This window comes from Pseudomonas guariconensis (genome assembly GCF_040822035.1).
Lineage (GTDB): Bacteria > Pseudomonadota > Gammaproteobacteria > Pseudomonadales > Pseudomonadaceae > Aquipseudomonas > Aquipseudomonas guariconensis.
The window spans coordinates 3,746,496-3,768,074 of record NZ_CP162012.1 but is presented as its reverse complement, the minus strand read 5'-3'; the positions used below and the strand labels follow the sequence as shown (position 1 = coordinate 3,768,074).

Genomic DNA, 21,579 nt, shown 5'->3' with positions numbered 1-21,579 from the left:
CAATAGGCTCACCCACTACAAGAACACAAAAGGGGAGCGGTCATGAGAGACCGGATTAGGGCGCGTGCCCGGCGTGGTGCCTGGCCACTGGCGGCCAGCATGTGGCTGGCGCTGGCCATCTCGACAGCAGCAGGTGGTGCCCAGGCCGCCGCTGCCGAGGAGTACTCGGTGGAGTCGGCCAGGGCCAGCCAGAGCCTGTTGATCGATGCCGCCAATCTCGGTAAACGGCTAGTGGTGGTCGGCGACCGTGGCCATATCCTGTTCTCCGACGACCAGGGCAAGACCTGGACCCAGGCCCGGGTGCCCACCCGGCAGTTGCTCACGGCAGTGTTCTTCCTCGACGACAAGCGCGGCTGGGCGGTCGGCCATGACGCCCAGGTGCTGACCACCAACGATGGCGGCGCCACCTGGAGCAAACAGTTCGAAGACCTCGCGCGCGAAGCACCATTGCTCGACGTGACCTTCCTCGATGCCCAGCATGGATTTGCCGTGGGTGCCTATGGCGCCCTGATCGAGACCACCGATGGCGGCCAGCACTGGCAGGACATCGCCGAGCGGCTGGACAACCCCGATCAGTTGCACCTCAACGCTATTGCCAGCATCAAGGATGCGGGCCTGTTTGTCGTCGGCGAACAGGGCAGCATGTTCCGTTCCAGCGACAACGGCCAGAGCTGGTCGCGCGTCGAAGGCCCCTACGAGGGGTCGCTGTTCGGCGTGATCGCCACTGCTCACCCCCGCACGCTGCTGGCCTACGGCCTGCGCGGCAACCTGTTCCGTTCTACTGATTTCGGCGATACCTGGCAGCCGATCGCGCTCAAGGCTGCCCGTGGCTCGCTGGAGTTCGGCCTGGCGAGCGCCACCTTGCTCAAGGATGGCAGCCTGGTTCTGGTGGGCAATGGCGGCACGGTACTGCGCAGCCGCGATGACGGCCAGAGCTTCACGGTCTACAACCGCGCCGACCGTCTCGCCCTGTCGGGCGCCGCGGAGCTTGCCAATGGCGGTCTGCTGTTGGTGGGCCAAGGGGGCGTGCACCTGGCCACCGCTGAAGGCGCAGAGGAGGGGCAGCAATGACCAGCCGGGAGAGTTTCGATATGCACCAGCACCATCATCAAGACAAGGCGACCTTGCTCGAACGGCTGATCTTCAACAATCGGCCGGCCGTCATCGCCCTGTGCCTGCTGGTGAGCATCTTCCTGTTCTGGCAGGCCACGCAGATCCGCCCGTCTACCAGTTTCGAGAAGATGATCCCGCTGCAGCACCCGTTCATCGAACAGATGCTCGAGCACCGCAATGACTTGGCCAACCTCGGCAACACCGTGCGCATCTCGGTGGAAGCGGTCAATGGCGATATCTTCGACAAGGACTACATGGAGACCTTGCGCCAGATCCATGACGAGGTCTTCTACATTCCGGGCGTCGACCGGGCTGGGCTCAAGTCGCTGTGGAGTCCGAGCGTGCGCTGGACCGAGGTGACCGAAGACGGCTTCGCCGGCGGCGAGGTGATCCCCAACACTTACAATGGCTCGGCCGAAAGCCTCGACGAGCTGCGCGACAACGTGCTCAAGTCCGGCCAGGTCGGGCGTCTGGTGGCCAACAACTTCAAGTCCAGCATCGTCGACGTGCCGTTGATGGAGAGTTACCCGGACCCTCAAGACCAGAGCAAGCAGGTCAAGCTCGACTACCAGCAGTTTTCCCATCAGCTGGAAGAGAAGATTCGCGACAAGTTCCAGGCCCAGAATCCCAACGTGAAGATCCACATCGTCGGTTTCGCCAAGAAAGTCGGTGATCTGATCGACGGTCTGGTGATGGTGGTGATGTTCTTCGGCGTGGCCCTGGCCATCACCTGGGCACTGTTGTACTGGTTCACCTGGTGCATCCGCAGCACCATCGCCGTGCTCATCACCACCTTGGTGGCCGTGGTCTGGCAGTTGGGGCTGATGCATGCGGTCGGCTTCGGGCTGGATCCGTACTCGATGCTGGTGCCGTTCTTGATCTTCGCCATCGGCATCTCCCACGGGGTGCAGAAAATCAACGGCATCGCCTTGCAGTCGAGCGGAGCCGACAACGCCCTGACCGCTGCTCGGCGCACGTTCCGGCAGCTGTTCCTGCCGGGCATGATCGCCATCCTGGCCGATGCCGTGGGCTTCATCACCTTGCTGGTGATCGACATCGGCGTGATCCGTGAGCTTGCCATCGGTGCGTCGATCGGCGTGGCGGTGATCGTCTTCACCAACCTGATTCTGTTACCGGTAGCGATTTCCTACGTAGGCATCAGCCAAAAGGCCATTGCCCGCAGCAAGAAGGACGCCACCCGCGAACACCCGTTCTGGCGCCTGCTGGCCAACTTCGCCAGCCCCAAGGTGGCGCCGGTGTCCATCGCCCTGGCCCTGGCGGCCTTTGCCGGCGGCCTGTGGTACAGCCAGAACCTCAAGATCGGCGACCTTGACCAGGGCGCGCCGGAGCTGCGTCCTGACTCGCGCTACAACCAGGACAACAACTTCATCATCAGCAATTACTCCACCAGCTCCGACGTGTTGGTGATCATGGTCAAGACCCCGGCCGAGAGCTGCTCGATCCATTCGACCATGGCTCCGATCGACGAGCTGATGTGGACCATGGAGAACACTCCCGGCGTGCAGTCGGCGATCTCCTTGGTGACCGTGTCCAAGCAAGTGATCAAGGGCATGAACGAGGGCAGCCTGAAATGGGAGACCCTGTCGCGCAACCCGGACGTGCTCAATAACTCCATCGCCCGCGCCGATGGCCTGTACAACGCCGATTGCTCCTTGGCGCCTGTGCTGGTGTTCCTCAACGATCACAAGGCCGAGACGCTGGAGCGGGTGACCGCGGCAGCCCAGGCCTTTGCCGACAGCCATAACAAAGAGGGCCTGCAGTTCCTCCTGGCGGCCGGTAACGCGGGCATCGAGGCGGCCACCAACGAAGTGATCAAGTCGGCCGAGCTGACCATCCTGGTGCTGGTGTACCTGTGCGTGGCAGTGATGTGCCTGATCACCTTCCGCTCGTTCGCTGCAACGCTGTGTATTGTCCTGCCACTGGTGCTCACCTCGGTGCTGGGCAACGCCCTGATGGCCTTCATGGGCATCGGCGTCAAGGTTGCCACCTTGCCGGTGGTGGCCCTGGGCGTGGGGATCGGCGTGGACTACGGCATCTACATCTACAGCCGTCTGGAGAGCTTCCTGCGGGCAGGGCTGCCGCTGCAGGAGGCCTACTACGAAACCTTGCGCTCCACCGGCAAGGCGGTGCTGTTCACCGGCCTGTGCCTGGCCATCGGGGTGTGCACCTGGATCTTCTCGGCGATCAAGTTCCAGGCGGACATGGGCCTGATGCTGACCTTCATGTTGCTGTGGAACATGTTCGGCGCGCTGTGGCTGCTGCCGGCGCTGGCGCGGTTCCTGATTCGTCCGCAGAAGCTGGCGGGCAAGGCGGGTGGGTCGATCTTCGCACATTGATCCGGAGGGGGGCCGCTTTGCGGCCCTTCGCACGCGTGACTCGCGGCCACAGCTCTCGCGTCGCCGAGGCTATAATGCCGGTCCATTTCTCTGCGGACCTTTCCATGACCACCCTTGCCACTGCCCTCGAATCCTGTGACATGCTGCTGATCGATGGGCTGCATGCCTTCGATTTCACCTTCGACGCCGATGGCCTGTCGGTCGAATGCATGGACGGCCGTCAACTGCGCCGTTGGCGCTTCACGCCAGAGCAAGTCGCCGCCGCAGTCGCCGAGGGCGATCAATGGCTGCTCGACGATGCCGACGGTGAGCATCGGCTAGTCTGTATGGATGCCTTGCGCGCCTCGGAAGATGACGACGATGAAGATCTGGAAGAGCCTGCTGACCGCTAGTCTCATGGGCCTGACGTTCAACGCACACGCAGGCGTGCTGTTAGTCGGTAGCTATACCGATGGCGCCAGTCAGGGGCTCTATCGCTATAGCTTCGATACCCGCAGCGGCCAGATCGACCCCACGCCGCTGCAGGTGGTCAAGAGCGTGAGCCCCTCGTGGCTGGTGCTCTCGGCTGACCAGCGCTTGCTGTTCGTGGTCAACGAAACGCCCCAAGGCCACGTGAGCAGTTTTTCGCTGGGCACCCAGGGCCAGATCAAGCCGCTCAACCAGGTGGCCAGCCGTGGCGACGAGCCGACCCATGCCAGCCTCAGTCATGACCAGCGCTACCTGTTCATTGCCAACTACGCTGTCGCACCTGTGCCGGGGGGGAGCCTGGTGGTGATCCCGGTGACACGGGACGGCACGCTCAAGGAGGCGGTCCAGCAGCTGCGCCATGCCCCGAGCAAGGTCAATCCCGAACGTCAGTCCGGTGCCCATGTGCACTCGGTGGTGCTTTCGCCCGACGGTCGCCACCTGTACGCCAGTGACCTGGGCGCCGACAAGGTATTCATCTACCGCTACGACGGTGCCAGCCCCCAGCATCCCTTGAGCCCGGCGATCCCCGCTTCGGTGGCCTTGCCTGCCGGCAGCGGCCCGCGTCATCTGTTGTTCGACGCCAAGGGCCGGTACGCCTACCTGACCTTGGAAATGAGCGGCGAGGTGGTGACGTTCGAGGCCCAGGACGGCAACCTGATCGAACGCCAGCGCCTGCCCCTGACCGAGCAGCAGGATGCTGCGGCCAAGGCGTCCGGAGGGCTGCACTTGTCGGCCGACGGCCGATTCCTCTATGTCAGCAACCGCGGCACTGCCAACGAGATCGTGGTGTATGCGGTGGGCAAGGATGACGGCCAGTTGAGCCTGTTGCAGCGCCGCTCGGTGGAGGGAGACCACCCCCGGGAGTTCGCCCTCGATCCGAGTGGCAACTTCTTGCTGGTGGCCAACCAGAAGAGCAACCAGATCGTGGTCATGCGCCGCGACCCACGCAGCGGCAAGCTCGGCGAGACCGTCCAGACCCTGTCCCAGGACGCGCCGTCGGACCTCAAGTTTCTCGAGTGACTATCAATCGGCTTGATAATCGCTACTGGCGCAATGAATTTCTGCGGGCCTCCCTGGCGGCGTAAGTTTGACCCAAGGCCAACAACGGCCATCGTCAAACCATCGAAGTCGAGGACAGCCCGCATGAACTTCAATCTCTTCCCGGTCATTGCCGCTTCCGCCATTTCCGCCTCTGTCGTCCTGCCTGCCCATGCTCAGGTCGAAGTGCGCGGTAAATCGTCTGTCACCCAGAGCTATACCGAAAAGTACCTGCAGCAAAGCGCGCATTTCCATGCAGCCCTGGGCGGAAAACACGCACATTGATTCGTAGAAGGGGTGGTAGTAGCACAACGCCATATGTTTAAATTTGACGCTGTATTTTTGACTCCGGAGGTGGAGCATGATGTGGCGTATCGCGGCGGTGGTGCTGTTGCTGTTCTCTTCGCCGATCCTGGCTATCTGAAAGATACAAACGCCGGTCTCGGGTCGCTGCGCCGGCCTCTTCGCGGGTGAACCCGCTCCCACAGGTCCTTCGGTGCTCTCAAGCACACCGCTGTACCTGTGGGGACGGGCTTATCGAGGCGTCGAGCCGCCGCGAATGGGCACCCTGCAGACACAGGGCCTCAGCGGGCCATGATGGCCTTGAACAGGTCTGATTCCAGCCAGCCCTGCAACCAAGTGCGCACACGTGGGTATGGTGCCCCGGCAAACCAGGCCGGTTCCACCCCCGCAAACTGACGCATCAAGGGGAGCAGGGCGGCATCGGCCAGGCTCGGGTGCTCTGCCAGCAGGTACGGACGGCCTTCGAGCAATCCTTCCAGCTCCGCCAGCCAGGGTTCGGCCTGCTGGCGGTAGTGCTCGCGCGAATGTTCAGGGTAACGTTCGGCGTACTTGTACAGATTCACCTGGGCCTTGAAGGTGTGGTCGTTGCGCGCAATCAGCTCCAACGCCTGGGCCGCCGCCGCGGGGGCGGCCTGCAGACGCCAATCCTGTGGATCGTTCTGCTCCAGGGCCCAGCGCATGATGTCCAGGCTTTCTTCAAGCACGTGGTCACCGGTGTCGAGCACCGGCACCGTGCCCTTGGGCGACAATGCCAGGAGTTCGGCGGGCTTGTTCTTCATCGCCACTTCGCAAATCTCCACCGGGCAGCCGGCATAACGCAGGGCCAGGCGTGCGCGCATGGCCCAGGGGCAGCGGCGGAACGAATAGAGCCTCACCCACACACCTCCACATCGCTCAGGCCATTGCCCTGGCGGCGGACCTGGATTTGCACCGGGATGCGCTCGTGCATCTCCTGCACATGGGAGATCACCGCCACCTTGCGCCCCTGTGCCTGCAGGCCGTCGAGGGCATCCATCGCCAGTTGCAGAGACTCCGGGTCCAGGCTACCGAAGCCCTCATCGATGAACAGCGATTCGATGCGCAGGGTACTGGAGGCCATGGACGCCAAGCCCAGGGCGAGGGCCAGGGACACCAGGAAGGTTTCGCCGCCGGAAAGCGAATGCACCGAGCGCAGCTCGTCGCCCATCTCGGTGTCCAGTACCAGCAGGCCCAGGGCACTGCCGCCGCGCTTGAGGCGATAGCGCTTGGCCAGTTGGCGCAATTGGCTGTTGGCGTGATGCAGCAACAAGTCCAGGTTGTAGCCTTGGGCAATCTTGCGGAAGACGTCGCCCGAGGCCGAGCCGATCAGGGCGTTCAGACGTGCCCAGCGCTGCCACTGGTGATAGGCCTGCTCGATCTCGCTGGCCAACGCCTGGTGCGCTTGCTGGCGACGCTGATCGTCGGCCTGACGGGCGCGCAGTTCGGCGCACTGCTGCTCCTGGCTGGCCAGCGCTTGCTCGAGGGTGGTCAGCGCTTCTTCCAGAGACTCGGGGTCCACTTCGCCGGTGGCTTGGGCGACGTGCTGCTGCAGGCGCTGCTCACGCTCCTGCAACAGCACGCGGCCTTGCTCGATGGCTTTTTCCGCCGTTTGCAGACGCTGGCGCAGTTCGCCGAGCTGGGCATCGTCGATGGCCAGCAGGCGGTCGAGGCCGGTGTCGTCCAGTTCGGGATGTTCGCTGCGCCATTGGGCGATCTGGCCTTGCAACTGCTGGCACTCCTGCTCCAGCGCCTGCTGGCGCTGGCGGCTGGACTTGAGCTCGCCGGCCAGTTGCACACCTTGGGTGCGCAGCGCCTGCAAGCGCTCGGCGGTCTCGGTCTCGGCGAGGCGGGCATGTTCCAGTTGCGCGTCCATGTGCTGTTGCCAGGCCTCGGCACTGGGCTGTTCGCCGAGCAGTTCAGCCAGGGTGGCCAAGGCTTGCAGGCGCTGTTCATCCAGGGTGGCGAGCTTGTGTTGGAGTTGCTGCTGGGTGTTCAGGCGCAATTGCTGCTGGTCGCGCAGCTTGTCCAGCTGAACCTGGCGTGCCTGTTGTTCTTGTTGCTCGTCCTTGCGCTGGTCGAGCTGCTGGCGGCGCTGGGCGATCTGCTGGTCGAGGCCGAGGAAGGCGTTGGCCGGATCGTCGCGCAGGGCCTGGAGGATGTCCGCGGGCAGGACGTTGGTCAGATCGTTGATACCTTGCTCAAGCTGTTGCTCATCGGTCGCCAGGGCCTGGTGTTGTTGCTCGAGATGACGCTGGGCCTGCTGCTGGGCTTCGCTGGCAGCCTGCAACTGCTGGTTCAGGCGGGCAGCGTCTTTTTGCAGGGCGAGCAGGGTGCCCTGGCGCTTCTCGTCGCGGGTGATCTCTTCATCCAGGCGGCGCAGCTGGCCGTCGAGCCAGGCACTGCGGCCTTTGTCGTCCTGCGGTGCGAGGGCGGGCCACAGGGCATGGGCCTGGAGCTGCTCGAGGAGCGGTTGCAGTTGCTCGCCCAACTGTACCTGTTGTTGCTGGTAGTCCTTGAGCTGGGCGTTGACCACGCCCAGTTGGGTACGCAGTTCCATCAACTGGTTGTTGAGGGCCTCGACCTGGGTGCGGGCGGCGTCTTCTTCGGCCTGGTCATGGCGGCCCAGGCTCTGTAACAGGGCTTCGGGCTGGTGGAAGGGATGCTCGGCGCTGCCGCAAACAGGGCAGGGCTCGCCGTCGCGCAGTTGCGCGCGCAGCTCCTCGACACTGCTGGTTCGTGCCAGGCGCTGGCGTTCCAGTAACTGGCGGGTCAGGGCGAGGGCCTGTTCGGCGGCTTCCAGCTCGGCCTTGGCGGCGGTGCCTTGGCCGATGAGCTGTTGGCGCTGTTGCATGGCCTGCTGCTGGCGTTCGCGCAGGCTGGCCAGGGTATGACGCAGTTCCTGTTCGCGGCCGTGCAAGCGTGACAAGTCTTCGACCACGCGTTGCTGCTTGCGGTTGTCCTGAAGCATTGCGCCCAGCAGGTCGATCTGCTCGGCCAGCGCCTGGGGTTCGGCACCGGCTTCGCGGAACAATAGCTCGAAGCTGTCGCGTTGGGACTGCAATTGGGCATTGGCCTGGCTGACCTGGGCCTGCAGGCCCGGCAGCTCTTCACGGCCCTTGGCCAGGCGGCCGCCTACCAGCATCACTTGCTTCAACTGCGGCAGATAAGCCTGCCAGGCATCGGTCAGCCCGGCCAGTTGTTCACTGTGCGCGAGCGCCGCGTCGATCTGCGCCAAGGTGTGCAGACTGCGTTGCTGGTTTTCCTCCAACTGCTGCAATTGCTGCTGGCCGTCAGCGACCTCCTGGGCCGCCTGCTCGGCAGCGGCGCGTTGGGCGGCCAGTTCTTCGCTCAGGCGCGCCAGGCTGTCCTGGGCAGCGAAGGCCTGGCGCAGGCGTGGGGCGTTTTCGCTGTGCTGGGCTTGGCGCTGGGCAAGCGCTTGGCGCGCGCCTTCAAGCGCCTGCTCGAGTTCGCCCATGCGGGCTTGCAGTTCGTCTTGCTGGCGGGCTTGGTCGGCGAGCTCCGCAGCCAGTGGGGTCAACTGTGCGGTCAGCACTTGCTGGCGATGGAACTGATGGCGCTGCGGCGCGAGGCGTTCCAGACGCTGCAGGTCCAGGCGCTGCTCGGCCAGTTGCTGCCACTGTTGCTCGGCCGCGTGCAGCGCCTGTTGGGCCTCAGTGTACTGGGCCTGTAGCTGGCGCTGCTCCTGAAGCCAGGTGCGTTGTTGCTGCAGTTGCCGCTGGCGCGCCTGGTCGGCCTTGAACTGTTGCTGGGCCTGCTCCAGTTGCTGGTCGAGTGCGGCGCGGGCTTCGGTGTCCATGGGCAGCAGGTGCTCGGCCTGTTTCTGCAGGTCGTTGTGCCGTTCGCCGGTTTCCTTGGCCTTGGTGAAGGCGCGTTGGCCCAGGCGGGTGTAGATGGCGGTGTTGGTGAGCTTTTCGAGCAGCTCGCTGCGTTCTTTGTCGTCGGCCTTGAGGAAGGCGCCGAATTCGCTCTGGGCCAACATCACCGCGCGGGTGAACTGCTCGAAGTTCAGGCCCAGGCGTGCTTCGACCAAATGCTTGTATTCGTTCTTGCCGCTGCCAAGCAGTTGCTCGCTGTCCAGGTCGTACAGGCTCTGGCGGCTGTGTTGCAGCTTGCCATTGGCTTTCTCGCGGGCGCGGTTGGCTTCCCAGCGGGCGCGGTAGCGGCGCCCGTCGATGCCGACGAAGTCCACCTCGGCATAGCCGCTGCCGGTACCTCTGCGCAGCAGGTTGCGTGGGTCGGAGGTCGGGATCTCGCCATCGGCGTCGGGCACCTTGGCCTCCCGGCCGATGTCGTCCAGGCGGGGGACTGCGCCGAACAGCGCCAGGCACAGGGCATCGAGCAGGGTGCTCTTGCCAGCGCCGGTGGGGCCGGTGATGGCGAACAGGCCGGCGCTGGCCAGGGGCTCGGCGGTGAAGTCGATGTCGATCGGGCCTGCCAAGGAGGCGAGGTTTTTCAGGCGAATGGCAAGGATCTTCATGGCTGAGCCTCCTCCAACTGGACGTCTTGCAGCAGCTGGGCGAAATCAGCCAGAGCCTGCTCATCGACCGGGTTGCCATAGGCCTGTTCCCAGGCGCGACTGAACAGGTCTTGCGGGGTCAATTGCGACAGCTCGACGAAGGGTTGCTCGTCCTCGTCCTGCCTGTCGCGCCCAGCGTATTCGGCGCTGATGCGCACCAGACGCACGGCCTTGCCTTGCAGGGCACTCTCGATCTGCTGGCGCAGGTCTGGCTGCGGCTCGTCCAGGTGCACCCGCACTTCCAGCCAGCTCTGGCGGTTGGGATCGTCCAGAAGATCGATCACCGGCAGGTCGGCCAGCTGTTGCAGCAACTCGCCCAAAGGTGCCGGACCGATACGTTGCAGGGCCACGGCCCGTGGTATCGGGCGAGGCTCGACGCTGACCAGCTCGGCGCCGTCGAGCTCGATTTCCAGTACCTGGTGCGGATAGTTGATTTCAGCGAACGACAACGGAATCGGTGAGCCGCTGTAGCGGATGCGCTCCTCACGGTTGACCCGTTGCGGTTTGTGCAGGTGGCCCAGGGCGACATAGCTGATGGCTTTGTCGAACAGCCGCGCCGGCAGGGCCTCGGCGTTGCCGATGATCAGGCTGCGCTCGGAGTCTTCCGAGACTGCGCCGCCGGCCATGTGCGCATGGCTGATGGCGACCAGGGCCTGGTCTTTCTTGCGCTTGGCCTGGGCAGCGGCGATCAGTTGCTGGTGCACCTGGGTGATGCCTTGCAGGTAGTCGTCGCCCAGCTGTGGGCCGGTGACTTCCGCCGGGCGCAGGAATGGCAGGGCCAAACACCAGGCGCAGACCTTGCCGCGGGCATTGGTCAGCGGAATCAGCAGGCGCTCGGCGTCCAGCTGGCCTTCATCGAGCCAATGCACACGGCCCAGCGCGTGAGTACGCAGGCGCCGCATCAAGGCAGCCGGCAGTTCGATCCGCGAGCCGGAATCGTGGTTGCCGGCGATCATCACGATGTCGAGCTTGGGCTGTTGCTCATGGGCCTGGACGATGAAGTCGTAGAGCCGCTCCTGGGCTTTGACCGGTGGGTTGACCGTGTCGAAGATGTCGCCGGCGATCAACAAGGCGTCGGGTTGGCGCAGGCGCAGCTGGCCGAGCAGCCAGTCGAGGAAGCAGGCATGTTCGAAGTCGCGTTCCTGGCCGTGCAGGCTTTGGCCCAGGTGCCAGTCGGAGGTGTGAAACAGACGCATTGAAATTTCCGCAAGCATGCAGGCGTGGAGTCGAGGACCACGCGCTGAAGGTTATTTGGGGTAAAGCGGCGGCAGGCTGCCTGTTTCGCCCGAAGGCGTCAGGACCTGCTCGGCCGGTGGGATGGTGCCGATGGCGCGCCACAGCTCGTCGCCTTGCCAATACTGGCCGCTTTCGCTGTACAAGGCGCCATTGAGCCCATCCAAGGCATCGGACAAGGGTACGAAACGGGCGGCCATCTCGGCCAGGGTTTCCGGCTGCTGGCGTGCCCAGGCGTCAAGCGCCTGACGAGTGGCCTGGGGGTCGTTGGCCTGGCAGGCGCGCTTGAGGTCGTCCAGCAGGCTGCGCGGGCTCGGACCGCTTTGGGTGGCCCGCAGCACCGCCGGCTGCGAGCGGGCGCGCCACCACAGGGCGAAGCCCAGCAGGGTGGTCAGCGCCAGCACCAGGGTCGCGAGCTGCCAGGGCCACACGCGAGCATTGCTGGCACTGCTGTCGCCGACCGGCGTGTCGGCGCTCAGGGCCGGGTTGTCTTCCACTTGCAGGGTGCGCGCCGGCAGGCTGCTGTGCTCCAGATGGTCTTCGCGGGTATTCCACCAAGTAATTTCCAGTGCAGGCAGGGCCAGGGCGCCGCTGTGGGTCGGGACCAGTGCCTCGCGCTCCTCGCGATTGGCGGTCATGCCCCGTTCGCTGATTTCATTGCGCAGTACAGGTTGGTCCGGATAACGGCGCAAACCGTGGATCTCGGTGGCTGGCAAAGGCGGTAGCTGGGTGCTGGACAGCCCCTCGGCGCGCAAGGTGATGCTGCGGGTCAGGGAGTCGCCGATCTGCGTCTGCTGGTTGCTTGGGTCCGGGCTCCAGTGTTCTTCCAGGGTCAGGCTTCGCGTCGGCAGCCAGGGTTGATCGGCAGGCCAGGCGCCGGGGATCGGCCGCACCTTCAGCTGCAGTGGCAACGAGCTGACCTGGACCTGGCGACCCACGCGCGGGGTGCCGGCCGGCTGCTCGCCATTGTCGGCGGCGGTGGCGGTGAAGGTCAGTGCCGGGAGCTCCAGGGTGCCGCTTTGTTGCGGGTAGATCGCATAGCGGGTCTCGATCACGCCGTGGCGTACGCCGTTGATTTCCTTTTCATAGGTGCGCGATTCGCCCAATGGCTCGACCTTGGCGTTGTCCAGTTGCAAAGGGCTCAGGCTGCTGTCGTCGTACAGCGACACCGAGTGATAGATGCGCAGCGTCAACACGGCCTGGGCCTGGACGTACACCTCTGGGCTGTCCAGGCTGGCCTCGACGAAGACTTTGGAGGCGCTTTCGGGACGGCTGGCATCGGCTTGCAGTACTTGCAGCTCGATGGCTTGGCTCTGCGACTGGCCCAGTTGCAGCTCGGGGATACGCAAGCTGCCACTGCGCTTGGGCAGCAGGGTGATGATCCAGCGGGTGCTCGCGCGGGTCTCGCCGTCAAGGGTGTGCAGGCTGTTGAGCTGGCGGGTGCCACGCACTTCGAAGTCGCCTTCCAGGGCGCGCAGGTCGGGCTTGCCGAATTGTGTGACGTCCTGGCTTTCCAGGGTCAGCTCCAAGGTTTCGCCGGCCTGCAGGCGAGTGCGGTCGACGCTGGCCTGCAGGGTCGGTTGGGCCTGGGCCTGGAGAAGCCACAGCAGGCTGAATAGTAAGACGCCGAGGCGACTCATCGTGAGGTGTCCTGATGCAATTGCTGTTCATACCAGAATTTGCGCCGCAGCAGCTGGGCCGGGTTGTCGGGGATTTCCCGCAACCATTGCTCCAGGGCCTGGCGCTGTTCGGCATCCAGGCTGGTGGAGACCGGCCGCTGCGGCGGCTGGGTGGTGCTGTCGTCATCGCCAGGTTGCGAGCTGCCTGGCCCTTGCGCATTGCTTGCGTTCTCGCCCTGAGCCTGGGAGGAGGCCTGCTCATCGCTGCCAGGTGTGCTTTGGGCTGGGCTGGACGCTGAGCTGCTGTTGCCCTCGGTCTCGTTGCCGGGGGTACCTTCGGACTCGCTGCCGGCCGGTTGTTCCTCGGCCTTGGCCTGGCGTTGCTGCAACAATTGCTGGACCAACGCCTGGTTGTCCAGGGCCGGCTGCAGGTCGGGTTGACGTTCCAGGGCCTGCTCATAGGCATCCAGCGCGGCTTCCAGCTCCCCGGCGCGGGCCAAGGCATTGCCTCGATTGTAGTGGGCTGCGGCGCTGCTGCCTTGGGCGAAGGCCTTGGCTGCTGCTTCATAGTCGCCCGCCTGGTACAGCGCCATACCGCGCCACTGCGGGTCTTCGAAGTGCCGGGCAGCGTCGGCAGGGTGTTGTTGCTCGAGCAGGCGCTGGCCTTGCTGGTCCGGGCGCAGCCACAGGTCGTTGAATTCGAAGGCCTGGCTCGGTTGCGGCAAGGCCAGCAGTAGCGGCAGGCAGAACAACCAACCGCGCCGACCGGCGCAGGCGGCCAGCACGAGCAAGGGCAGCAGCAGCCAGTAGCCTTGGTCCGCCCAGCTGTCCAGTTGCACGGTCTGGCCGTTGCTGCGCAGGGCGTGAGGGTTATCGAACAGCCCCAGGCCACGCAGGTCCAGGTCGTCGATGCGGGCGTGGCGGTAACGTCCACCGGTGCCGTTGATGAAGGCTTTGAGACTGGCGCTGTCCAGGCGGGGCAGGAGAATGCCGCCCTGATCGTCCTTGAGGTATTCGCCGTTGGCCTGACGCACCGGTGCGCCCTCGCTGCTGCCGATCCCGAGCATCAGCAGGCTGGGGCCCTGACGGCCCAGGGCCTTGAGTATGCCGCTGCGTTCGGCGTCGCTCAGCGCCGAGCCGATCAGCAACAGACGCCCCTGGCCCAGGCCGCTCTGGGCGAGCAGGGCAAGGCCTTTCTGCACGGCCAGGTCGGCCCGTTGGCCGGGCTGCGGCATGATCGACGGATCGACCGCCTCCAGGAGGTTGCGGGTGGTGCCCAGGTCGTCGGACAGCGGCACCAGGGTATGCGCGCTGCCGGCATACACCACCAGGGCGGTCTGGCTGTCGCGACGGTGCTCGAGCAGGTCGAAGATCTTGCGGCGGGCCTGCTCCAGGCGGTTGGGCGTGCTGTCTTCGGCGAGCATCTGTGGAGTCAGCTCGAGCAGGATCACCAGCGGGTCGGCGGGGCGCTGGCGGGTTTCTTCCAGGCGTTGCCAGCTTGGGCCAAGCAAGGCCAGGACCACCAACAGCCAGGCCAGGCCCAGGGCGATCCACGGCAACTTGCTGGTCTGGCCGTTGCCGCCGCCGAGCAGCACACCATGGAATTGCACGGGAAGGATCAGCTGCCAGCGCCCGGCGCGTTTGCGCCGGTGCCAGAGCTTGAACAGCAGCCAGCCGAGCAGAGGGATCACCAGCAGCCAGAGAGGGCGCAGCCATTGCGGCCAGAGTTCGATCATCGCCGCCTCCTCAGACGCAGGCGCTTGAGGCGCTGGCGCCATTCCGGGTGCGGCTGTAGAAAGCGCGGTCGGCGCAGTAGGCGTTGGAAGAGGTTGTCCGGCCATTGCACGGCGACCACCAGCAGCACGCTCAAGAGCAATGCCAAGGCCAGCGGCCAGGCGTAGAGGGCTTTGGCGGTGCGTGCCTGGGTCGGTTGCTGGGCCACCGGTTCGAGCTGGTCGAGGGTATCGCCGATCGCGACCAACTCGGCGCCGTCATGGGCGCGGAAGTAGGCCCCCTGGGTCAGTTCGGCGATCTCTTTGAGCGAGGCTTCGTCCAGGTCCAGGCTCGGGTTAAGGCCCAGCAACCCTGGCGTACCGCTGGCTTCGGGGTTGGCACCGATGCCGATGGTGTAGATGCGCACGCCTTCCTGGGCGGCCAGGCGGGCGGCGGTGAGCGGGTGGATCTGCCCACCGTTGTTGGCTCCGTCGGTGATCAGCACCAGCACCCGGCTCTGCGCCGGACGCTGGCGCAGGCGTTTGACCGCCAGGCCAATGGCGTCGCCGATGGCGGTGTTCTTACCGGCGATGCCGATCTGCGCCTCGTCGAGAAAGGTGCGCACGGTGCGTCGGTCAAAGGTCAGCGGCGCCTGCAAGTAGGCTTCGCTGCCGAACAGGATCAACCCGACCCGGTCGCCCTCGCGGTCCTGGAGAAAATCGCCGAGCAGCGCCTTGACCAGGTCCAGGCGGCTGATTTCGTCGTCCTTCCACTGCATGTCGGGAAAGTCCATCGAGCCGGACACATCCACCGCCACCAGCAGGTCGCGACCGCTGGCCGCCACCGGCACCGGATCGCCGAGCCATTGGGGACGGGCAGCGGCCAGCAGCAGGAGCAGCCAGATCGTCACGAAGGGCGCCTGCTGGCGCCAGGTCGGCAGATTCAGGCGGGCACGGCGCCCGGCCAGGCCTTCGAGTTCATCGAGAAAGCCCACCTTGAGCACCGGCTCGCCGCTGTCGGCAGCCGGCAGCACCAGGCGCGCGAGCCACGGCAACGGTAACAGCAAGAAGACCCACGGCCAGGCCAGCTCAAACATGCTTGCGGATCCAGATTTCGACCGCCTGGGCGAGCCCGGCGATGGCCTTGTCGTCGAGCTTGCACTCGGGTTTGTAGGCGCCTTCGACCAGCACCATCCAGCGGGTCAGGCCTGCGGCCGGGCAGCGGTTGTCTAGAAACGCCAGCCACTGACGGCCGTTGAGCGTGTGGCTGTTGGCGCCGGGGTAGTGGTTGCGGCACAGGCGTTTGAGCAGCGCGTTGATGTGCTGCAGCCAGGCGCCGGCAGGTGCGCCGTCGTAGGGGCGGGGCAGGCGAGCCAGTTCGGCCAGTGCTTCCAGGCGGATGGGGTCCAGCGGCTGCTCGGCGCGCACCACTCGGGGTTTGGCCGGACGCCAGTGGCGCAGTCGCCACAGCCCCCAGCCGAGCAGGGGCAGCAGGGCGAGCAGGCCCCACCAGCCCGGCGCGGGCGGCCACAGGCTCACGGCCGGCGGCGCGATCAAGGGTTGCAACTGGTCCAGCGGGTTCATTGACCGCTCCCCGGGCGCTGGGCGTTGAGGTACTCACGCAGTTGCTCGATCATCTCGCTCTGGGTGCTCAAGGGCATCAACAGTACCCGCAGCTTCTGCGCCAGCAGCTCCCAGCGCTCGATGCGCGCCTCGGCCTGCTGGCGGTAGGCCTGGCGCAGGTTGGCATCGAGGGTGTCGAGCTCCAATTGGGCACTGCGTTGGGCAAAACGCAGCAAGCCGGCGGCCGGCAGCGCGTGGTCGAGCGGGTCGGAGACGGGCATCAGCAACAGATCGCAGTGGCGCGAGAGCATGCTCAGGTGCTGCTCGACACCAGGGGTCAAGGCGCGTTCGTCACAGATGATGATGGCCAGGCTGCCTGGGCGCAGCACCTCGCGGGCGCGGCGCAAGGCAAGGCCCAGGCTGTCGGGCTGGGGCACGGCCTCGGTGTGCAGCGACTGGTTCACTTTGGCCAGTCGGTTGAGCAACTGCAGCAGGCTTTGTTTGCTGCGCCGGGGTTTGATCTCGTGGTGTTCGTTGTCGCCGAACACCAGTCCGCCGATGCGGTCGTTGTGGCCCAGCGCGGCCCAGCCGAACAGGGCCGCAGCCTGGGCCGCCAGGACTGACTTGAACATCAGTCCGGAGCCGAAGAACAGGCGTTGGCTCTGCTCGACCAGGATGAAGATCGGCCGTTCGCGCTCCTCGTGGAACAGCTTGGTATGCGGCTCCTGGGTGCGCGCGGTGACGCGCCAGTCGATGTTGCGCACGTCGTCGCCGGCCTGGTAGACCCGCACCTGGTCGAAGTCCACGCCGCGTCCGCGCAGCTTGGAGTGGTGCAGGCCCACCAGCGGGCTGCGCTGGCCGGGCCGGGAAAACAGCTGGATTTCGCGCACGCGGTGACGCATGTCGATCAACTCGGCAAGGCCGATGCGGATGCCGGGTTCGGTCAGGTGCGCGGTGGGCATGGGGTCAGGCGACAGCGACAACGTCGAGGATGCGCTGGACCACCCGGTCCTGGTCGATCCCCGCCGCTTCCGCCTCGAAGGACAAGATGATGCGGTGGCGCAGCACGTCGAACAGCACTGCCTGGATGTCCTCGGGGCTGACGAAATCACGCCCGGCCAGCCAGGCGTGGGCGCGGGCGCAGCGGTCCAGGGCGATCGAGCCGCGCGGGCTGGCGCCATAGGCGATCCAGTCGGCCAACTCGGCGTCGAACTTGGCCGGTGTGCGGGTGGCCATCACCAACTGCACCAGGTATTCCTCCACGGCGTCGGCCATGTACAGGCCGAGGATTTCCTTGCGCGCGGCGAAGATCGCCTGCTGGCTGACCCGCCGCTCCGGCTTGACCTCGCCGCCGAGCGCCTCGCCGCGGGCCTGCTGGAGGATGCGTCGTTCCACGGCGGCATCCGGGAAGCCGATCTTCACGTGCATCAGGAAGCGGTCGAGCTGGGCCTCGGGCAGGGGATAGGTACCTTCCTGCTCGATCGGGTTCTGGGTGGCCATGACCAAGAACAGCGGCGACAGCTCGTAGGTGCTGCGCCCGACGCTGACCTGGCGCTCGGCCATGGCTTCGAGCAACGCTGACTGCACCTTGGCCGGAGCGCGGTTGATTTCGTCCGCCAGCACCAGGTTATGGAAGATCGGCCCCTGCTGGAACACGAAGCTGCCGGTTTCCGGGCGATAGATTTCGGTGCCGGTGATGTCGGCCGGGAGCAGGTCGGGGGTGAACTGGATGCGGTGGAACTGCGCTTCGATACCTTCGGCCAGTTCCTTGATGGCCTTGGTCTTGGCCAGGCCCGGTGCGCCTTCGACCAGCATGTGGCCGTCGGCCAGCAGCACGATCAGCAGGCGTTCGACCAGCTTCTCCTGGCCAAGTATCTGGGAGGAAAGAAAGGTGCGCAGCGCGATCAGCGCCTCACGGTGTTCCATCGTCGACGGTTCCTGGAAATGGGCCTGGCGTGCTGGCACAGCGGCGTCCGGGCAGGGGGTGATACTTTAATCCATCCAGGCCCATGCCGACCAATGGCGGCGTGGATTTTTCTTGCAGGGCTGGTCCGGTGAAGCCGGGGCAGTTCAACGGGGTGGCTCGGCCCGATCGTGGGTTGGCTGCGATCGGGCCGCCAGTGCGCGTCAGTTCTTCGCGCTGGAATGCTTGCGCCCTTGGTCGAACAGGGCAAAGACCACCACCAATACGCCAGAGATCGCCAAAATCAGTGCCACACCGTCAGTGGAATGGGTGGCCGATCCGGCCACCAGGGCCAGTCCGCCCAGTGGCGCCAGGCCGCCGGCCACGGCCGTGCCGATCTCGCGGCCGGTACCAAAGCCCGAAGAGCGCGTCTGGGCTGGGAACTGTCGACTGAGGAACGAGCCCTGAGGGGCGAACATCATGGGCGCGAGGATGCCGGTACCGATCGCGATGGCGATGTAGATCAGGGTCGGCTCGCCCGTGCTCAGCAATTGCAGGAAGGGGTAGGCGAACACTGCCGACAGCACACCGCCAAGCATCAGTACGGTCTTGCTGCTCCATTTGTCGCACAGCCAGCCGAACAACGGCACGGTGAAGATCGCCACCAGGCTGGCAATGGTCACCGATAGCGAAGTGACATGGGCCTCGACGCCCTTGAATTGGGTCAGGTAGGCCAGGGAAAAGGTCTTGAAGATGTAGCTCAGTGCGTTGTAGCCGATGGCTACGAAGAACACCACCGCCAGGCCCTTGAGGTCATGTTTGAACAGCAGCTTGAGCGGCGAGACCTGGGGTTTATCCTTGGCCTGGTCGAGCTTCTTGAAGTCCGGGGTCTCAGGGATGCTCTTGCGCACCCACAGGCCGATGCCGACCAGTGCGATGCTGGCGATGAACGGGATGCGCCAGCCGCCGGCGAGCAGGAATTCATTGCCGTTCATGGTCAGCAGATACACGGTCAGCGACGACAGCAGCAGGCCCAGGTTCAGGCCCAGTGCCGGCCAGGCACCCTGGCTGCCGCGCTTGCCTTCGCTGGCGTGCTCGTAGGAGGTGACCGCCGCGCCGGACAATTCGGCGCCCGCGCCCAGACCTTGGATGATGCGGATCACCACCAGGATGATCGGGGCCCAGATGCCGATGCTGGCGTAACTGGGGATCAGGCCGATCAGGGCCGTGCAAACGCCCATCATGCAGAAGGTGATCACCAGCACCTGTTTGCGCCCGAAGCGGTCGCCCAGGTAGCCGAACAATACGCCGCCGAAGGGGCGGGCGATGAAGCCGATGGCGAAGGTGGAGAACGCCAGCAGCGAGGCCACGGCCGGGTTGCTGGCATCGAAGAAGATCTTCGAGAAGACGATCGCTGCCATGGTGGCGTACAGGTAGAAGTCATACCACTCCAGCATCGAGCCGAAGATGGTCGCTGCTGCCACCTTGCGCAGGCGTTTGCGCTGCTGGTCCGGGGTTTCGGTCGCGGCCAGGGCCGCCTCGTGTACCGACATCTGAGGTTTCCTTATTGTCTTTGTAGTGGGCTATGCAGGGGTTTCAGCGGGCCTTGAGGATCTTCGCGGCGATCATCTGGCCAATAGGGATGGCGGAGGTGGCTGCAGGCGAGGGTGCGTTGCAGACATGCACCATGCGTGGGGTCTCGGCGAACAGGAAGTCGTGCACCAGGGTGCCGTCGCGCATGACCGCCTGGGCGCGGATGCCGGCCTCATACGGCAGCAGGTCTTCTACCTCCAGCTGCGGGCAGTACTTGCGGCACTGCTCCAGGTAGCCTCGCTTGAACAGCGAGTTCTTCATTTCAGTGGTGCCCGAGCCCAGGTTATTCCAGATCGTTTTCCAGAAGCCCGGGAAGCGCGCGTACTCGGCCACATCGCGCCAGTTCACCGAGAACTTGCGGTAGTTCTCCCGGCCCAAGCCCAGCACCGCGTTGGGGCCGACGGTGACGCTGCCGTCGATCATGCGTGTCAGGTGCACGCCAAGGAACGGCAGGTCCGGGTCAGGGATCGGGTAGATCAGGTGGTTGACGATCTGGTTCTTGCTCGCTGGCAGGCGGTAATACTCACCGCGGAAGGGGATGATCTGGTGGTCGATCTTCACTCCGGCCAGGCGCGCCAGGCGGTCGGACTGCAAGCCGGCGCAGGCGACCAGCTGGCGGGCGCGCCAGCTTTGGCTGTCGCTGCTCACCTCGACGTAGTCGCCCTGTTCCTGGATCGCCCGCACGGTGGTGGCCAGACGAACGTGACCGCCGGCCTTCTGGATGACCCGGGCCATGGCGTCGCACACCTGCTTGTAGTCGACGATGCCGGTGGCATCGAGAAACAGCGCGCCCTTGCCGACGATGTTCGGCTCGCGGCGCTTGAGTTCGGCGGCGTCCAGGCGCTCGACCTTCAGCCCGTTCTGCTGCGAGCGCTCGTACAGCGCGTGCATGCGCTGCATTTCCAGATCGTTCGAGGCCACCAGCAGTTTGCCGCAGACCTCGAAAGCGATGCCGTGCTCGGTGCAGAAGTCCTTGGTGGCTTGGGCGCCGCGTTTGCACAGGTCGGCCTTGAGACTGCCTGGTGCGTAGTAGATGCCTGCATGGATCACGCCGCTGTTGTGGCCGGTCTGGTGAAGACCGAGGCTGGTTTCCTTCTCGAGGATCAGCAACGAGGCGCCGGGGCGCTGTTCGAGCAGGGCCATGGCGGTGGCGAGGCCGACGATGCCGCCGCCGATGATGCAGTAGTCGTAAGTCATGCAGGGGATACCTTGGTGATCTTGTCGGTGAATCTGCTTATCAGGTTGTCAGACTAAGTAGGGCGTACGAAAGGTCGCCAGGCCGTATGCGAAGGCTCCGAAATCAGTCGAGGTCGGGAAGGTCGATCTTCAGGCGTCTGGCCGATGCCCGTAGGTGGGCTTCAGCGCAGGCGGCAGCCGCCTGGCGGTCACCGTCGGCAATGGCTTGGTACAGCGCCTGGTGTTCACGGTTGGCATCGGCTGCACCGCCTTGGGGAAGAGCCGCGGAGTTCTCCCAGGCGTTGCGGCGCGCGGTGGCTAGCTGGCCACCCAGAAAATCATGGAAGGCCACGAAATAATCGTTCTTGCTGGCTTCGGCAATGGCCCGGTGGAAGGCCACGTCGGCGGCAGAGGCTGTGGCCAGGTCGCTGCGCCCGTCGAGCATCGTCTGCAGAGCCTGGGCCATGCGGGCGAGGTCCGCGTCGTCGCGGCGGCGGGCCGCAACGGCGGCAGCTTGGGTTTCGATCCACAGACGCATCTCGAACATCTGCACGAGGTCTGGCTTGCGCCCGTTGCTCCCGGGGAAGCGGAAAACCGTGCCGCAGGGCGTTTGCGAGATATAGGAGCCGAGCCCGCGCCGGGCGATGAGCACGCCGTCCGCCTTCAGTTGCGCCACTGCCTCGCGCACCACCGAACGGCTGACATTGAGCTGTTCGGCCAGTTGCTGTTCGGTGGGCAGGCGCGATTCGGCGGCCAGGCGGCCGGAATCGATTTCTGCGCGGATGGCGCTGACGACCCGTTCGACCAAGGTGTCCGGGCGCTGAAGCTCTAGCATGGGTATGCCGCCTTTTGATCAGGTTGTCAGACAATGCCTGGGGTGAGGATCGCCTGTCAACGATTTCAAGGGGTTATGAGAGCGGGCCCTTGAGAAAGCAAGCCTGCCGCT

General features: G+C 65.2%; 17 protein-coding genes. 5 read left to right on the top strand and 12 right to left on the bottom strand.

The window, feature by feature from the left end; all coding sequences use genetic code 11:
• Positions 1-42: 42 nt before the first annotated feature.
• The 5 genes from AB1N67_RS17375 to AB1N67_RS17355 all read left to right on the top strand — a co-directional run bounded on the left by AB1N67_RS17375 (position 43) and on the right by AB1N67_RS17355 (position 5,261).
• Positions 43-1,071: a YCF48-related protein gene (locus AB1N67_RS17375; protein ID WP_090343833.1), complete on the top strand. Its 1,029-nt coding sequence runs from the start codon at positions 43-45 to the stop codon at positions 1,069-1,071.
• Positions 1,068-3,470: an RND family transporter gene (locus AB1N67_RS17370; protein ID WP_090343835.1), complete on the top strand. Its 2,403-nt coding sequence runs from the start codon at positions 1,068-1,070 to the stop codon at positions 3,468-3,470. The genes AB1N67_RS17375 and AB1N67_RS17370 overlap by 4 nt, the downstream gene beginning before the upstream one ends.
• A 104-nt stretch (positions 3,471-3,574) precedes the next feature.
• Complete coding sequence (locus AB1N67_RS17365; RefSeq protein WP_043206779.1) at positions 3,575-3,862, top strand: DUF5629 family protein; 288 nt, start codon at positions 3,575-3,577, stop codon at positions 3,860-3,862.
• 4 nt (positions 3,863-3,866) lie between these two features.
• On the top strand, positions 3,867-4,958 hold the full coding sequence (locus AB1N67_RS17360) for a lactonase family protein (RefSeq protein ID WP_052352365.1): 1,092 nt from the start codon (positions 3,867-3,869) through the stop codon (positions 4,956-4,958).
• Between the two features lie 123 nt (positions 4,959-5,081).
• Positions 5,082-5,261 carry a hypothetical protein gene (locus AB1N67_RS17355; RefSeq protein WP_043206774.1) on the top strand — a complete coding sequence of 60 codons (180 nt, stop codon included), beginning with the start codon at positions 5,082-5,084 and terminating at the stop codon, positions 5,259-5,261.
• 299 nt (positions 5,262-5,560) lie between these two features.
• On the opposite strand, the gene AB1N67_RS17350 is transcribed toward AB1N67_RS17355, so the two are convergent.
• The 12 genes from AB1N67_RS17350 to AB1N67_RS17295 all read right to left on the bottom strand — a co-directional run bounded on the left by AB1N67_RS17350 (position 5,561) and on the right by AB1N67_RS17295 (position 21,468).
• A complete protein-coding gene (locus AB1N67_RS17350; RefSeq protein ID WP_043206773.1) occupies positions 5,561-6,154 on the bottom strand; it encodes a glutathione S-transferase in 594 nt (197 codons plus the stop codon).
• Positions 6,151-9,795 (bottom strand): AAA family ATPase, encoded by a 3,645-nt coding sequence (locus tag AB1N67_RS17345; protein ID WP_367863317.1) that lies wholly within the window; start codon positions 9,793-9,795, stop codon positions 6,151-6,153. The genes AB1N67_RS17350 and AB1N67_RS17345 overlap by 4 nt, the downstream gene beginning before the upstream one ends.
• Positions 9,792-11,030, bottom strand: coding sequence for an exonuclease SbcCD subunit D C-terminal domain-containing protein (locus AB1N67_RS17340; protein WP_102081940.1), 1,239 nt, complete (start codon positions 11,028-11,030; stop codon positions 9,792-9,794). Before AB1N67_RS17340 ends, AB1N67_RS17345 begins: the two co-directional genes overlap by 4 nt.
• A 51-nt stretch (positions 11,031-11,081) precedes the next feature.
• Entirely contained in the window at positions 11,082-12,707 is a 1,626-nt protein-coding gene (locus AB1N67_RS17335) for a BatD family protein (protein ID WP_043206767.1), read from the bottom strand.
• On the bottom strand, positions 12,704-14,422 hold the full coding sequence (locus AB1N67_RS17330) for a tetratricopeptide repeat protein (protein ID WP_043206766.1): 1,719 nt from the start codon (positions 14,420-14,422) through the stop codon (positions 12,704-12,706). The genes AB1N67_RS17335 and AB1N67_RS17330 overlap by 4 nt, the downstream gene beginning before the upstream one ends.
• Positions 14,419-15,495: a VWA domain-containing protein gene (locus tag AB1N67_RS17325; protein ID WP_043206765.1), complete on the bottom strand. Its 1,077-nt coding sequence runs from the start codon at positions 15,493-15,495 to the stop codon at positions 14,419-14,421. The genes AB1N67_RS17330 and AB1N67_RS17325 overlap by 4 nt, the downstream gene beginning before the upstream one ends.
• Positions 15,488-15,982, bottom strand: a complete 495-nt coding sequence (locus tag AB1N67_RS17320; RefSeq protein WP_070573355.1) for a DUF4381 domain-containing protein — start codon at positions 15,980-15,982, stop codon at positions 15,488-15,490. Before AB1N67_RS17320 ends, AB1N67_RS17325 begins: the two co-directional genes overlap by 8 nt.
• On the bottom strand, positions 15,979-16,923 hold the full coding sequence (locus AB1N67_RS17315) for a DUF58 domain-containing protein (protein WP_043206852.1): 945 nt from the start codon (positions 16,921-16,923) through the stop codon (positions 15,979-15,981). The genes AB1N67_RS17320 and AB1N67_RS17315 overlap by 4 nt, the downstream gene beginning before the upstream one ends.
• 4 nt (positions 16,924-16,927) lie before the next feature.
• Positions 16,928-17,887 (bottom strand): MoxR family ATPase, encoded by a 960-nt coding sequence (locus AB1N67_RS17310; protein WP_043206762.1) that lies wholly within the window; start codon positions 17,885-17,887, stop codon positions 16,928-16,930.
• 201 nt (positions 17,888-18,088) lie between these two features.
• Positions 18,089-19,417, bottom strand: a complete 1,329-nt coding sequence (locus AB1N67_RS17305; protein ID WP_043206760.1) for an MFS transporter — start codon at positions 19,415-19,417, stop codon at positions 18,089-18,091.
• A gap of 43 nt (positions 19,418-19,460) precedes the next feature.
• A complete protein-coding gene (gene lhgO, locus AB1N67_RS17300) occupies positions 19,461-20,654 on the bottom strand; it encodes an L-2-hydroxyglutarate oxidase (RefSeq protein WP_070573359.1) in 1,194 nt (397 codons plus the stop codon).
• Positions 20,655-20,757: 103 nt separating this feature from the next.
• Positions 20,758-21,468 carry a FadR/GntR family transcriptional regulator gene (locus AB1N67_RS17295; protein ID WP_043206755.1) on the bottom strand — a complete coding sequence of 237 codons (711 nt, stop codon included), beginning with the start codon at positions 21,466-21,468 and terminating at the stop codon, positions 20,758-20,760.
• Between the last annotated feature and the right edge of the window lie 111 nt (positions 21,469-21,579).

Excerpts from the sequence above, each read along its gene's own strand:
- lhgO (WP_070573359.1), bottom strand. The coding sequence starts at position 20,654 with ATGACTTACGACTACTGCATCATCGGCGGCGGCATCGTCGGCCTCGCC.
- AB1N67_RS17295 (WP_043206755.1), bottom strand. The coding sequence starts at position 21,468 with ATGCTAGAGCTTCAGCGCCCGGACACCTTGGTCGAACGGGTCGTCAGC.
- AB1N67_RS17340 (WP_102081940.1), bottom strand. The coding sequence starts at position 11,030 with ATGCGTCTGTTTCACACCTCCGACTGGCACCTGGGCCAAAGCCTGCAC.
- AB1N67_RS17305 (WP_043206760.1), bottom strand. The coding sequence starts at position 19,417 with ATGTCGGTACACGAGGCGGCCCTGGCCGCGACCGAAACCCCGGACCAG.
- AB1N67_RS17320 (WP_070573355.1), bottom strand. The coding sequence starts at position 15,982 with ATGAACCCGCTGGACCAGTTGCAACCCTTGATCGCGCCGCCGGCCGTG.
- AB1N67_RS17365 (WP_043206779.1), top strand. The coding sequence starts at position 3,575 with ATGACCACCCTTGCCACTGCCCTCGAATCCTGTGACATGCTGCTGATC.
- AB1N67_RS17355 (WP_043206774.1), top strand. The coding sequence starts at position 5,082 with ATGAACTTCAATCTCTTCCCGGTCATTGCCGCTTCCGCCATTTCCGCC.
- AB1N67_RS17345 (WP_367863317.1), bottom strand. The coding sequence starts at position 9,795 with ATGAAGATCCTTGCCATTCGCCTGAAAAACCTCGCCTCCTTGGCAGGC.
- AB1N67_RS17325 (WP_043206765.1), bottom strand. The coding sequence starts at position 15,495 with ATGTTTGAGCTGGCCTGGCCGTGGGTCTTCTTGCTGTTACCGTTGCCG.
- AB1N67_RS17310 (WP_043206762.1), bottom strand. The coding sequence starts at position 17,887 with ATGGAACACCGTGAGGCGCTGATCGCGCTGCGCACCTTTCTTTCCTCC.
- AB1N67_RS17370 (WP_090343835.1), top strand. The coding sequence starts at position 1,068 with ATGACCAGCCGGGAGAGTTTCGATATGCACCAGCACCATCATCAAGAC.
- AB1N67_RS17360 (WP_052352365.1), top strand. The coding sequence starts at position 3,867 with ATGGGCCTGACGTTCAACGCACACGCAGGCGTGCTGTTAGTCGGTAGC.
- AB1N67_RS17315 (WP_043206852.1), bottom strand. The coding sequence starts at position 16,923 with ATGCCCACCGCGCACCTGACCGAACCCGGCATCCGCATCGGCCTTGCC.
- AB1N67_RS17330 (WP_043206766.1), bottom strand. The coding sequence starts at position 14,422 with ATGATCGAACTCTGGCCGCAATGGCTGCGCCCTCTCTGGCTGCTGGTG.
- AB1N67_RS17375 (WP_090343833.1), top strand. The coding sequence starts at position 43 with ATGAGAGACCGGATTAGGGCGCGTGCCCGGCGTGGTGCCTGGCCACTG.
- AB1N67_RS17335 (WP_043206767.1), bottom strand. The coding sequence starts at position 12,707 with ATGAGTCGCCTCGGCGTCTTACTATTCAGCCTGCTGTGGCTTCTCCAG.